The organism is Streptomyces malaysiensis subsp. malaysiensis (genome assembly GCF_040653035.1).
In the GTDB taxonomy this organism is placed as follows: domain Bacteria; phylum Actinomycetota; class Actinomycetes; order Streptomycetales; family Streptomycetaceae; genus Streptomyces; species Streptomyces malaysiensis.
In genome coordinates this window covers 152,864-166,234 of record NZ_JBEZNG010000017.1, presented here as the reverse complement: position 1 = coordinate 166,234, position 13,371 = coordinate 152,864, and the positions used below count along the sequence as shown (strand labels likewise).

9 protein-coding genes are annotated in these 13,371 nt (G+C 70.1%); 6 read left to right on the top strand and 3 right to left on the bottom strand.

All coding sequences use genetic code 11. From position 1 onward, the window contains the following. Nucleotides 1-107: 107 nt before the first annotated feature. From AB0E24_RS29775 to AB0E24_RS29765, 3 genes are all read left to right on the top strand, one after another. On the top strand, nucleotides 108-1,028 hold the full coding sequence (locus tag AB0E24_RS29775; protein ID WP_079257709.1) for a sugar phosphate isomerase/epimerase family protein: 921 nt from the start codon (nucleotides 108-110) through the stop codon (nucleotides 1,026-1,028). A gap of 95 nt (nucleotides 1,029-1,123) precedes the next feature. Then, the gene (locus tag AB0E24_RS29770; protein ID WP_359381558.1) at nucleotides 1,124-2,143 is read left to right on the top strand and encodes a Gfo/Idh/MocA family protein; all 1,020 of its coding nucleotides are present in this window, start codon (nucleotides 1,124-1,126) and stop codon (nucleotides 2,141-2,143) included. Nucleotides 2,144-2,426: 283 nt separating this feature from the next. After that, nucleotides 2,427-2,636 carry a helix-turn-helix transcriptional regulator gene (locus AB0E24_RS29765; protein ID WP_069864102.1) on the top strand — a complete coding sequence of 70 codons (210 nt, stop codon included), beginning with the start codon at nucleotides 2,427-2,429 and terminating at the stop codon, nucleotides 2,634-2,636. Between the two features lie 303 nt (nucleotides 2,637-2,939). On the opposite strand, the gene AB0E24_RS29760 is transcribed toward AB0E24_RS29765, so the two are convergent. Beyond that, entirely contained in the window at nucleotides 2,940-5,318 is a 2,379-nt protein-coding gene (locus AB0E24_RS29760) for an MMPL family transporter (protein ID WP_359381554.1), read from the bottom strand. 166 nt (nucleotides 5,319-5,484) lie between these two features. Between AB0E24_RS29760 and AB0E24_RS29755 the strand changes: the two genes are divergently transcribed. From AB0E24_RS29755 to AB0E24_RS29745, 3 genes are all read left to right on the top strand, one after another. Next, nucleotides 5,485-6,144 carry a TetR family transcriptional regulator gene (locus AB0E24_RS29755; RefSeq protein ID WP_359381552.1) on the top strand — a complete coding sequence of 220 codons (660 nt, stop codon included), beginning with the start codon at nucleotides 5,485-5,487 and terminating at the stop codon, nucleotides 6,142-6,144. A gap of 210 nt (nucleotides 6,145-6,354) precedes the next feature. Then, a complete protein-coding gene (locus AB0E24_RS29750) occupies nucleotides 6,355-6,579 on the top strand; it encodes a heavy-metal-associated domain-containing protein (protein ID WP_087684215.1) in 225 nt (74 codons plus the stop codon). A gap of 87 nt (nucleotides 6,580-6,666) precedes the next feature. Then, on the top strand, nucleotides 6,667-9,024 hold the full coding sequence (locus AB0E24_RS29745; RefSeq protein ID WP_359381548.1) for a heavy metal translocating P-type ATPase: 2,358 nt from the start codon (nucleotides 6,667-6,669) through the stop codon (nucleotides 9,022-9,024). Between the two features lie 603 nt (nucleotides 9,025-9,627). Here the strand turns inward: AB0E24_RS29745 and AB0E24_RS29740 are convergent. Together AB0E24_RS29740 and recD2 are read right to left on the bottom strand one after the other, a co-directional pair. Then, entirely contained in the window at nucleotides 9,628-10,917 is a 1,290-nt protein-coding gene (locus tag AB0E24_RS29740) for a citrate synthase (protein WP_069864091.1), read from the bottom strand. Nucleotides 10,918-11,068: 151 nt separating this feature from the next. Next, nucleotides 11,069-13,312, bottom strand: coding sequence for an SF1B family DNA helicase RecD2 (recD2, locus tag AB0E24_RS29735; protein WP_069864088.1), 2,244 nt, complete (start codon nucleotides 13,310-13,312; stop codon nucleotides 11,069-11,071). Between the last annotated feature and the right edge of the window lie 59 nt (nucleotides 13,313-13,371).

The window sequence follows — 13,371 nt, the reverse complement described above, 5'->3', positions numbered from 1 at the left end:
GACGTCCGAATGTCCTGACGAAGCCTTGACGGCCGCCCGCCCGGCCGGTGAAGCTGCCCAAAGCAGTACGACGCGGGCACCCCAGCACCCCGAGGAGACCCTCTGCCATGACTGCCGACGCCTCCCCCGTACCCGCCCTGGACCGCATCCGGGTCGGCTCGGCCCCCGACTCCTGGGGGGTGTGGTTCCCCGACGACGATCAGCAGGTCCCCTGGCGGCGCTTCCTCGACGAGGTCGCGGAGGCCGGTTATGAGTGGATCGAGCTGGGTCCGTACGGCTATCTGCCCACCGACCCGGCCCGGCTCGCCGAGGAGACCGGCCGGCGCGGCCTCACCGTCTCGGCGGGCACCGTCTTCACCTCGCTGCACCGCGGCCCCGAGGTCTGGGACGCCACCTGGGAGCATGTCTCCCAGGTGGCCGAGCTGACCCGGGCGATGAACGCGAAGCACCTCGTGGTCATCCCCTCCTTCTGGCGGGACGACAAGACCGCCGAGCTGATCGAGCCCCCGACGCTCACCGCCGAGCAGTGGCGCCATCTGTCCACCGGGATGGAGCGGCTCGGCCGTGAGGTGCGCGAGCGCTTCGGGCTGGACATCGTCGTCCACCCGCATGCCGACACCCATATCGACACCGAGGAGAACGTGGCCCGCTTCCTGGACGCCACCGACTCCGGCCTGGTCAACCTCTGTCTGGACACCGGCCACTACGCCTACTGCGGCGGCGACAGCGTCAAGCTGATCGAGACCTACGGCGAGCGCATCGGCTATCTCCACCTCAAGCAGGTCGACCCGGAGATCCTCGCCGATGTGGTCGAGAACGGGGTGCCGTTCGGCCCCGCCGTCCAGCGGGGTGTCATGTGCGAACCGCCGGGCGGCGTCCCGGAGCTGGGCCCCGTCCTGACCGCGGCGCAGAATCTGGCCGTGGACCTGTTCGCCATCGTCGAGCAGGACATGTACCCCTGCCCGCCCGACCAGCCCTTCCCCATCGCCGAGCGCACCCGGCGCTTCCTGCGTTCCTGCGGCGCCTGACCTCCCTTTTCGCCGCCCCGCCCGCAGGGACGGCCGAACCACCCGCAGGGACGGCCGAACCGTCCAGAGAGCAGAGAGAGAAGAGAGAGCAGCCAATGACCCAGCAGGGAACGCTCGGGGTCGCCGTCATCGGGACCGGCAAGATGGGCGCCGACCATGTCCGCCGCATCAACGACGTGATCAGCGGCGCGCGGGTGGCCGCCGTGGTCGACATCGACGAGGCGCGGGCCAAGGCGGTCGCGGACACCGCCGACGACTGTCAGGCGTTCACCGACCCGGCCGCCGCGATGGCCGCGCCCGGTGTGGACGCGGTGCTGATCGCCTCGCCGGGACCCGCGCACGAGGCCGCGCTGCTCAGCGCGTTCGAGCGCGATCTGCCGGTGCTGTGCGAGAAGCCGCTCACCCCGGACTCCGCGTCCGCGCTGCGGGTGCTGGAGGCCGAGCAGCGGCTGGGCCACCGCCGGGTCCAGGTCGGCTTCATGCGCCGCTACGACACCGAGTTCATGCAGCTCAAGGCACTGCTGGACGGTGGTGAGCTGGGCCGCCCGCTGCTGCTGCACTGCCGCCACCGCAACGCCTCGGTGCACTCGTACTTCACCAACGAGATGATGATCACCGACTCGGTGGTGCATGAGATGGACCAGTCGCGCTGGCTGCTGGAGCAGGAGATCGCCGCGGTCACCGTGCTCAAGCCGGCGCCCAGTTCGCTGTCGCCCGAGCCGCTCAGCGACCCCCAGCTGGTGATCTTCGAGACCACCGGCGGCGCGATCGTCAATGTGGAGATCTTCGCCACCTGCGGCTTCGGCTATCAGGTACAGGCGGAGGCGGTCTGCGAACGCGGCACCGCCCGCGTCGGCGACGCCCACGGGATGCTGGTCAACCGGCCCGGCACCTGGGGCGGTGAGATCGCCCCCGACTTCGTGGCCCGCTTCGCCGAGGCATACGACCGCGAGGTGCAGAGCTGGGTCAACGCCACCCGGCGCGGGGAGGTCGAGGGCCCCAGCGCCTGGGACGGCTACGCCGCGACCGCCGTCAGCGAGGCGGGGATCCGGGCCCAGGCCACGGGTGAGCGCATCGCCGTCGAGATGATCGAGCGCCCCGCCTTCTACAACTGACGCCCCCTCTCCATATGACGCCCAGTGGGCCGGCCGTGACCTTACGGCCGGCTCACTGGGCGTCAGCGTCGTGGCGTCCGCATCCCGTCCCCTGCGTCACCCCCGCGTCACAGCCGTCACATCTCCATACGCCTACGTCACAGATGTTCAACAGCCCCGGGCCGCCCTTCACTCAGCGTCGTTGACCAGGCACAGGCTGATGGAACGTGAGCAGGCGCGCCGTGGCTCCCCCGACGGCCCCACCGGGCCGTGACCGCGACGCCCCGCGGAAGGGCGTAAAGAGATGACCGACCGGAGGCTGTGGTCCTACAAGGAGATCGCCGCGCATATCGGTGTACGGACCGACACCGTACGGTCCTACCGCAAGCACGGCCTGCTGCCGCCCCCCGATCTGGTGGAGGGCGGCAAGCCGTACTGGTACGCGGATACGATCCGCTCCTGGGTGCTCCGCAGACCCGGCAACCGCCGTGCCCGGCGGGACGCCCAGGACTGAGCGGATCGGCGGAAACCGATCGCGGTTCGAGGCGCCCCAAAGAGGCGCGGGGCCGTATCGATGTGCTGCCCCGCCCCGGCTGTGCCGATATGCGGCCCCGCCGCGGCTCTGTCGATATGCGGCTCCGCCTCGGCTGTGTCGATATGCGGCTCCGCCTCGGCTGTGTCGATATGCGGCTCCGCCTCGGCTGTGTCGATATGCGGCTCCGCCGCGTGGCGCGGCCACGACGGCGCCGCGGACGATCGACGGCAGCTCAGCGTACTTCCAGCGGAGCGCCCAGCGGTGCCGGATCCACATCGCCCGTCAGCGGCCCGTACTCACCCGGTCCCGCACCTTCTCCCCCTCTCCATGAAGCCCGTCCTCGCCATGGGACCCGTCCCCGGCGCGAGGCCCGCCCTTGCCCCGGCACCGACCGTCGGCGCCGCCGTCGGCTCCGGTGGCGATGTCCTTACCGCTTCCGGAGGGAGCGGACTCCCCCTCGCTCAGCCCGAACCGGGCGTGCAGCCGGCGCAGCGGTCCGGGGGCCCACCAGGTGGCCCGGCCGGTCAGCTTCATCACCGCCGGCACCAGCAGCCCGCGCACCACCATCGCGTCCATCAGCACGGCCAGCGCGATGCCCAGCCCCAGCATCTTGGTGTTGGTGACCCGCGAGGTGCCGATGCCCACCATCACCACGGCGAGGATCAGCGCCGCCGCCGTGATCAGGCCACCGGTGCGCCGCAGTCCGAACTCGACGGCCGCCTGATGGTCCCCGGTGCGGTCGTACTCCTCCTTGATCCGGGAGAGCAGAAAGACTCCGTAGTCCATGGAGAGCCCGAAGGCGACACAGAACATCAGAACGGGCAGCGTGGTCTCGATACTGCCGGAGGTGGTGAAGGAGAGCGGACCGGACAGATGCCCGTCCTGGAAGACCCACACCACCGCGCCGAACATCGCGGTCAGACTGAGCGCGTTGAGCAGCACGGACTGAATCGGTATCAGCACGCTCCCGGTGAGCAGGAAGACCAGCAGCAGGGTGACGGCGACGATGATGCCGCCGGCCCAGGGCAGCCGGTCGGCTATGGAGTCCTTGGTGTCCACCAGAACGGCGGCGGTGCCGGTCACCGAGGTGGTGAACGACGGCTCCTGGGCGCGGATTCTCTGCACCAGGTCCTGGCTGGCGGAGTCCACGGCCTCGCCCTTGGGCAGCACGGTGATGTCCGCCGAGCCACCAGCTTGACGCGCCGCCTCCGCCGGCCCCGGCTCGGCCACCCGCCGCCCGTCCGCGAACCGGCCCGCCGGGCTGTCCACCCGCAGCACATCGGGGAGGGCGGAGACCTTGGCGCTGTAGTCGGCGAGGGCCTTGGTGCCGGTCCCGCCCTCGGCGAGGACCTCCACCGCACCCCCGGGACCGCCGGGGAACCCCTCCCTGATGTGCTGCTGCACCACATGGGACTCGGCGCTCGACGGCAGCTGGCGGTCGTCCGCGGTGCCGAACTCCACCCTCAGGAACGGCAGTCCCAGCGCGACCAGACCGGCGACGGTGGCCAGCGCGAACAGCGGGGCGCGCCGCATCACCAGCCGGGCGAGCCGCGCCCAGCCCGCCCCGGGCTCCCCGCCGCGGGAGGGACGGCCGCGGCGCAGCAGTCGGGTGAGATCCAGTGCGTTGACCCGGTCGCCCAGGAGGATGAGCGCCGCGGGCAGGACCACCAGGGCGGCGATGGCGGCGATCAGCACCACCGCGATCCCCGCATAGGCGAAGGAGCGCAGGAAGTACTGCGGGAAGACGAGCATCGCGGCGAGCGAGGCGGCGACGGTCAGCGCGGAGAAGAGCACGGTGCGCCCGGCGGTGCGCAGCGTGGCCGCGACGGCGGGCAGCTTCTCGGCGCCCTGGGCCAGCTCCTCCCGGAACCGGCGCACGATGAACAGGGCGTAGTCGATGGCGAGTCCGAGGCCGAGCGCGGTGGTCAGGTTCTGCGCGAAGACCGAGACATCGGTGAACTCGGTGAGCCCGCGCAGCACCGCGTCGGTGCCGAGGATGGCGACGATGCCCACGCCAAGCGGCAGCAGGGCGGCCACGGCGCTGCCGAAGACCATCACGAGCAGCACCAGGGTGATGGGCAGGGCGATCATCTCGGCCCGCAGCAGATCCTCCTGGATGGTGGTTTGCAGCTCATGGCGGACCGCGACCATCCCGCCGAGCGACACCTCGACCGGGCCGTGGGCGCCCCGGTAGTGGGGCGCTATGCGCTCCAGCGTTTTGTTGGCGGCCGATTCATCGCCCACGATCCGCGCGGCGATGATCGCCTCGCCCTGGTCGCGGGCGCGCAGCGAGGGGGCGCCGGTGGCCCAGTAGGAGGTGACACCGGTGACCGACTTCTCGCCCGAGAGCTTCTTGGCGAGCGCCCGGCCCTCGGCGGCGACCGCCGGATCGTCCACGGTCTTCCGGCCGCTGTCGACGAGCAGGATCAGATTGGGCTGGGAGGCGGGGAAGCGCTTCTCCAGCGCCTTGGTGGCATACGCGGACTCGGACGCGGGGTCCTCCCAGCCGCCGCTTCCCATGCGGTCGGCGACGCCGCTCCCGGCCACCACGGCCAGCGCCGTGAAGATCAGAGCGATTAGCAGGGACAGCCGGGGTCGCGCGGTGACCAGGCGGGTCCACCCTCCGATCCGGTCCTCGGGCGGGCGGTTGACATCGGTCATGGCGCGGTGTCCCCTTCACCTGTGCCCCATGCTGCCTTCATATGTCCGTAAGCAGCATGGGTCGTTGAATTACCATGGGCGGTAAACACGAGCGACCGCTCGCGTTTCTCAAGAATGCGAGCGGGCGCTCGTGTTTGTCAATCGAACACGGAGAACGGGAACACAGGTGAGCGAGAGCAAGGCGGGCCAACGCGACGAGACGGCCAAGCCGCGCCGCAGGCAGGCGCGCGGCGAGCGCCGGATCCAGCAGTTGCTCGACGCCGCCGCCAGCGTCTTCTGCCGCGCCGGCTACACCTCGGCGAGCACCAACGCCATCGCCCGCGAGGCCGGGGTCTCCCCCGGCACGCTGTACCAGTTCTTCCCGAACAAGGAGGCGATCGCCGTCGAGCTCGGCGAGCGCCTCACCCGCCAGATGCAGGAGACCCACGGGGTGGTCTTCACCCCCGAGAACGCCACGCTGCCCCTCGACGAGCTGCTCGACACCGTCCTCGATCCGATGATCGAGTTCAACTGTGCGAACCCCGCGTTCCTGACCCTGCTCCACTCCGCCGACACACCGGGCAACTTCCTCGAAGAGCACGCCGCCGTGCACGACTCGATCCGGGACCGCATCTCCGACCTGATCGGCCTGCGCAACCCCGCCCTCTCCCCCGAGCGCCGCACCCACATCGCGACCATGTCGTTCGGCCTGTTCAAGGCCGGTCTGACGCTGATCCTCGACCATGAGGGCGCGGAACGAGAGGTGTACATCGGGGAGCTGAAGACCGCTCTGCACGGCTATCTCGCCCCGACGCTCGGCACCGGGAGAACCTCCGCCCGCCTCTGACCCTGGGCCGCGCCCCCTCCCCCACCGCCTCACCGTCCCCGGACCGGGGAGGGGTGCGCGCGGGCGCGGCACACCCGTCACAGACCGGCGCACCACCGGCTTCCATCGATACCCCCTAGGGGTATAGAGTGAGCAGTGTCAGGAGTCGCTGAGGCATTCCGGCGCCTCCTGCGCACCGACCGTCACGCCCACCCCACACAGGAGAACCCCATGAGCCCCGAGGCAGTCACCACCGTCTACCAGGTGACCGGTATGACCTGCGGCCACTGCGAAGGCGCGGTTTCCGAGGAGATCGGTGCCCTCGACGGCGTCACCTCCGTCAAGGCCGTGGCGTCCACCGGCCAGGTCACCGTGGTCTCGGCGGCCCCGCTGGACGACGAGACCGTCCGCGCCGCCGTGGACGAGGCGGGCTACGAGCTCGCCGGCCGGGCCTGAGCGAGCCCCCACCAAACCTCAGCCGGACCGTGCCGCCCTGCTCATACAGTCGCCGTACGGCCCGGCCCTCCTCCCAGGAGACCAGACATGACCAGCACGGCACCCCCCGTCGGGCCCGTCGCCGACACCGCGGCGACGGCCGGTGGGACCTCCCAGGTCGAGCTCGCCATCGGCGGTATGACCTGTGCGTCCTGCGCCGCGCGCATCGAGAAGAAGCTCAACCGCCTCGACGGCGTCACCGCCACGGTGAACTTCGCCACCGAGAAGGCCAAGGTGACCTACGGCGAGGGGCTCGAGGTCGCCGACCTGATCGCCACGGTCGTCAAAACCGGGTACACCGCCGAGGAACCGCGCCCCGCCGTGCCCGAGCCCCGCGCCGCCGAGGACTCAGGCGCCCCGCGGACCGACCCGCGCGGCGAGGGCGAATCGACCTCCCTGCGCCACCGCACGCTCGTCTCGATCCTCCTCTCCCTGCCCGTCGTGGTGCTGGCGATGGTGCCCTCCCTCCAGTTCGACAACTGGCAGTGGCTCTCGCTCACCCTCGCCGCGCCCGTGGTCGTCTGGGGCGGTGCGCCCTTCCACAAGGCCGCCTGGACGAACGCCCGGCACGGCGCGGCCACCATGGACACCCTCGTCTCCATCGGCACCCTGGCGGCCCTCGGCTGGTCCCTGTGGGCGCTGTTCTTCGGCGACGCGGGCATGACCGGTATGCGCCACGGCTTCGAGCTGACCGTCTCCCGCACCGACGGATCGTCCTCGATCTATCTGGAGGCGGCGGCCGGGGTGACCGCGCTGATCCTCCTCGGCCGCTATCTGGAGGCGAAGTCCAAGCGGCGGGCGGGCGCGGCGCTGCGCGCACTGCTGGAGCTCGGCGCCAAGGACGTGGCCGTGCTCCGGTACGAGGAGGGCGGGCACGAAGCGCTCCCGGCCGAGGGCGTTGGACGGGTCGGGCGCGAGGTACGGATCCCCGTCGGCGAGCTGGCCGTAGGCGACCACTTCGTGGTGCGCCCCGGCGAGAAGATCGCCACCGATGGCACGGTGGTCGAGGGCTCCTCCGCCGTGGACGCCTCGATGCTCACCGGCGAATCGGTGCCGTTGGACGTGGCGGCCGGCGACCCGGTGACGGGCGCGACCGTCAACACGGCGGGCCGGATCGTGGTCGAGGCCACCCGGGTGGGCGCGGACACCCAGCTGTCCCGCATGGCCAAGCTGGTCGAGGACGCGCAGAACGGCAAGGCCGAGGTACAGCGGCTCGCCGACCGGGTCTCGGGGATCTTCGTACCGATCGTGCTGCTGATCGCCGTCGGCACCCTGCTGGGCTGGCTGCTCACCACGGGCGACACGGCCGCCGCCTTCACCGCGGCCGTCGCCGTCCTGATCATCGCCTGCCCCTGCGCCCTGGGCCTGGCCACCCCGACCGCGCTCATGGTCGGCACCGGCCGCGGCGCCCAGCTGGGCATCCTGATCAAGGGGCCCGAGGTGCTGGAGTCGACCCGCCAGGTGGACACCGTGGTCCTGGACAAGACCGGCACGGTGACGGCCGGGCAGATGCGGCTGCACGGGGCCGTCACGGCGCCCGGTGTGGACGAGGAGGAGCTGCTGCGGCTCGCGGGCGCCCTGGAGCACGCCTCGGAGCATCCCATCGCACGCGCCATCGCGGACGGCGCGGCCGAACGCGTCGGCGACCTCCCGGTGCCCGCGGACTTCCGGTCCGAGCCCGGCCTCGGCGTCCAGGGCGTGGTGGACGGCCATGCGGTGCTGGTCGGCCGCGAGAAGCTGCTCGGCGCATGGGCCATCGAGCTGCCCGAGGACCTGGCGGCCGCCAAGGCGGCGGCCGAGTCCGAGGGGCGGACGGCGGTCGCGGTGGCCTGGGACGGTGAGGCGCGCGGCGTCCTCCTGGTGGCCGACGCCATCAAGGAGACCAGCGCCGAGGCGGTCGCCCAGCTGCGGGCGCTCGGCCTCACTCCGATGCTCCTGACCGGCGACAACAGGCTCGTCGCCGAATCGGTGGCCCGCGAGGTCGGCATCGACGAGGTGATCGCCGAGGTGCTGCCGCAGGACAAAGTGGACGTCGTGAAGCGGCTACAGGGCGAGGGCCGTACGGTCGCCATGGTGGGCGACGGGGTCAATGACGCGGCCGCCCTCGCCATCGCCGACCTCGGGCTCGCGATGGGCACGGGCACGGACGCGGCCATCGAGTCCGGGGATCTGACCCTGGTCCGGGGCGATCTGCGGGTGGCGGCGGACGCGATCCGGCTGGCACGGCGTACGCTCGGCACCATCAAGGGCAACCTCTTCTGGGCCTTCGGCTACAACGTCGCCGCGCTGCCGCTCGCGGCGGCCGGACTGCTGAATCCGATGATCGCGGGAGCGGCCATGGCGTTCTCGTCCGTGTTCGTGGTGACGAACAGTCTGCGACTGCGGACCTTCACAGCGTCCACATAGATTCACCAAGTCCCCATAAGCCGCACAACACCCATACGGCGGAGCCTCGATCTTCAAATCGAGGCTCTTGCCCTTTTATGGCCCTTATGGCAAGAGACGCAGATCACAGGCAACCCAACGTAACCATCGAGGGGGGTCGCGAGTCTAATGGGACGGTGGGGATTCGTCTTGGGGGACGTATCCCGCTACGCGTAGCCGGGACGACGTACTCGGGGAGCTTTGAGCGGCCCTCCCGTAGGTACGCGTCCCGGCAGATCGCGTCGCCCAACGGCCCGCAAGGGCCCGTAGACGCCCGGCCGGATCCCGTGGGGGGAATCCGCTCCGGGGCAAGGGGAGCGCCCCGCTCCGACCCGTGGGGGGATCGGAAGCGGGGCGCTTCTCGGTATTTTTTTGAGGCTCGGTTCGCCTCCGGGGCGCTTGTGCCGCTGTCGACGGTCGACCGTGCTCGGCCCCTTCGTTCCTCAGGGGCCTCCGCGCGCTCTCCCTTTCGACAGCGACGCGCCCCTTCGGCTCACTCGCCGGAAGAACCAAGCGCCCAGTGACGTGAACGCACGGATGCCCCCGACCCAATCAGGACGGGGGCACCCGGGGACGCGATTGTGCTTAGCGCTCCTCGACCGGGACGAAGTCGCGCTCGACGACGCCCGTGTAGATCTGGCGCGGGCGGCCGATGCGGGAGCCCGGCTCCTTGATCATCTCGTGCCACTGGGCGATCCAGCCCGGCAGCCGGCCGAGCGCGAACAGCACGGTGAACATCTCCGTCGGGAAGCCCATCGCCCGGTAGATCAGACCGGTGTAGAAGTCCACGTTCGGGTACAGCTTGCGGGAGACGAAGTAGTCGTCCGCGAGGGCGTGCTCCTCCAGCTTGAGCGCGATGTCAAGCAGTTCGTCGGACTTGCCGAGCGCGGAGAGGACATCGTGCGCCGCCGACTTGATGATCTTCGCCCGGGGGTCGAAGTTCTTGTAGACGCGGTGCCCGAAGCCCATGAGCTTCACGCCGTCTTCCTTGTTCTTCACCTTGCGGATGAAGGTGTCGACGTCGCCGCCCGACGCCTGGATGCCCTCGAGCATCTCCAGCACGGACTGGTTGGCGCCGCCGTGCAGGGGGCCCCACAGGGCGTTGATGCCCGCCGAGATGGAGGCGAACATATTGGCCTGCGAGGAGCCGACCAGCCGGACCGTGGAGGTCGAACAGTTCTGCTCGTGGTCGGCGTGCAGAATCAACAGCTTGTCGAGCGCGGAGACCACGATCGGGTCGAGGTCGTACTCCTGCGCAGGGACCGAGAAGGTCATCCGGAGGAAGTTCTCGACATAACCGAGGTCGTTACGCGGGTAGACAAAGGGGTGGCCGACCGACTTCTTGTACGCATAGGCGGCAATGGTCGGCAACTTGGCCAGCAGCCGGATCGTCGAGAGGTTGCGCTGCTTCTCGTCGAAGGGGTTGTGGCTGTCCTGGTAGAACGTCGACAGCGCGCTGACCACGGAGGACAGCATCGCCATCGGGTGGGCGTCACGCGGGAAGCCGTCGTAGAACCGCTTGACGTCCTCATGGAGCAGGGTGTGGCGGGTGATGTCCTCGCGGAAGGCCGCCAGTTCATCGACGGTCGGCAGCTCCCCGTTGATCAGCAGGAAGGCCGTCTCCAGGAAGGAGGCGCGCTCCGCCAGCTGCTCGATGGGGTAGCCCCGATAACGCAGGATGCCCTGCTCACCGTCCAGATAGGTGATCGCGGATTTGTACGCGGCGGTATTGCCATAACCGGAATCCAGGGTCACCAGACCGGTCTGGGCGCGCAGCTTGCCGATATCGAAGCCCTTGTCGCCGACGGTGCTGTCGACCACCGGGTACGCATACTCGCCGTCCCCGTACCGCAGTACTACAGAGTTGTCGCTCACGTCATCCCTCACCGACGTCTGGTTCTCTTCTTCGAGGTGCCCTGACTCCCCCCACCTTCCCCTACTCGGGTCGCGATCGTGCACTCGGGGTCGGCTGAAGAGCCTTTTGGCGGCACTCAGTGCCGCCTTCACGGCCATCCTGCCCCGTTCGTCATCGTTCGGAAACCCTCTTGACACGCTCGACTCTCACATCGCCGCCGAGTCGGTGATCCAGCGCGGTACAACGCCTCCCCGCCGAGACGGTGCGCACCGCCTGCCCGAGCGCACGGCGCGAGCCGACCAGCACCACAAGGCGCTTGGCACGGGTCACGGCCGTGTACAGGAGGTTGCGTTGCAACATCATCCAGGCCCCGGTGGTCACCGGAATCACGACGGCCGGGTACTCACTGCCCTGGGACCGATGGATGGTCACCGCATAGGCATGAGCCAGCTCGTCCAGCTCGTCGAAGTCGTACGGTACCTCCTCGTCCTCGTCCGTCCGCACGGTCAGCCGCTGCTCATCGGTGTCGAGTGAGGTGACGACGCCAACCGTGCCGTTGAAGACCCCGTTGGCCCCTTTCTCATAATTGTTACGGATCTGGGTCACCTTGTCGCCGACCCGGAAGACCCGGCCGCCGAAGCGGCGCTCCGGGACGTCCGGGCGGGCCGGGGTGATGGCCTGCTGAAGCAGTCCGTTGAGCGTGCCGGCGCCCGCCGGGCCCCGGTGCATCGGGGCCAGAACCTGCACGTCACGGCGGGGGTCGAGGCCGAACTTCGCGGGGATGCGGCGGGCCGCGACATCGACCGTGAGCCGCCCGGCCTCCTCGGTGTCGTCCTCGACGAAGAGAAAGAAATCCGACAGGCCCTGGGTGACCGGCGGCACCCCCTCGTTGATCCGGTGGGCGTTGGTGACCACCCCGGACTGCTGGGCCTGGCGGAAGATCCGGGTCAGCCGCACCGCCGGGACGGGGCTGCCGGGGGCCAGCAGATCGCGCAGCACCTCGCCGGCGCCCACGCTGGGCAGCTGGTCCACATCCCCGACGAAGAGCAGATGGGCACCGGGCGGAACCGCCTTGGCCAGCTTGTTGGCCAGCAGCAGATCGAGCATGGACGCCTCGTCGACCACCACGAGATCCGCGTCGAGCGGGCGGTCCCTGTCGTACGCCGCGTCCCCGCCGGGCTTGAGCTCCAGCAGCCGGTGGACGGTGGACGCCTCGGCGCCGGTCAGCTCGGACAGCCGCTTGGCGGCCCGGCCGGTGGGCGCCGCGAGCACCACCTTGGCCTGCTTGGCGCGGGCGAGCTCCACCACGGACCGCACGGTGAAGGACTTGCCGCAGCCCGGCCCACCGGTGAGCACCGCGACCTTCTCGGTCAGCGCGAGCCGCACCGCCTGGCTCTGCTCGGGCGCCAGATCGGCGCCGGTGCGGCTCGCCAGCCAGCCCAGCGCCTTGTCCCAGTCCACGCCCTGGAAGGCGGGCATCCGGTCCTCCTCGGTGCGCAGCAGCCGCAGCGCCTGGCCCGCGAGGGAGATCTCGGCGCGGTGGAAGGGCACCAGATAGACGGCGGAGATCGGCTCGCCGCCCTCCGGGCCCGGGACCGGCTCGCGCACCACGCCCTCCTCCTCGGCGGCGAGCTCGCCCAGACAGTCGATGACCAGGCCGGTGTCCACCTGGAGCAACTTCACGGCGTCCGCGATGAGTTGCTCCTCGGGGAGATAGCAGTGGCCCTGGTCGGCGGACTGGGACAGCGCGTACTGGAGACCGGCCTTCACCCGGTCGGGGCTGTCATGGGGGATGCCGACCGACTGGGCGATCTTGTCGGCGGTGAGGAAGCCGATGCCCCAGACGTCGGCCGCCAGCCGGTACGGCTGGTTCTTCACGATCGAAATCGACGCGTCGCCATACTTTTTGTAGATCCGCACCGCGATGGAGGTGGAGACGCCCACCCCCTGGAGGAAGACCATCACCTCCTTGATGGCCTTCTGCTCCTCCCAGGCGGCGGCGATCATCTTGGTGCGCTTGGGGCCCAGGCCCGGGACCTCGATCAGCCGCTCCGGCCGCTCCTCGATGACATCGAGGGTGTCGATGCCGAAGTGCTCGGTGATCCGGTCGGCGATCCGGGGGCCGATGCCCTTGATCAGGCCCGAGCCGAGATAGCGCCGGATGCCCTGGACGGTGGCGGGGAGGACGGTCTGGTAATTCTCGACCGTGAACTGTTTGCCATATTGCGGATGGGAACCCCAGCGGCCCTCCATGCGCAGCGACTCGCCCGGCTGGGCGCCCAGCAGCGAGCCGACGACGGTGAGCAGATCGCCGGAGCCACGGCCGGTGTCGACCCGGGCGACCGTATAGCCGTTTTCCTCATTGGCGTAGGTGATCCGCTCCAGGACCCCTTCGACCACCGCGAGTTTGAGCATGCCTCGACCGTACCGCCGGGAGCCGACAGGTGGTTCGGGCCTGTGGACAACGCTCCCAG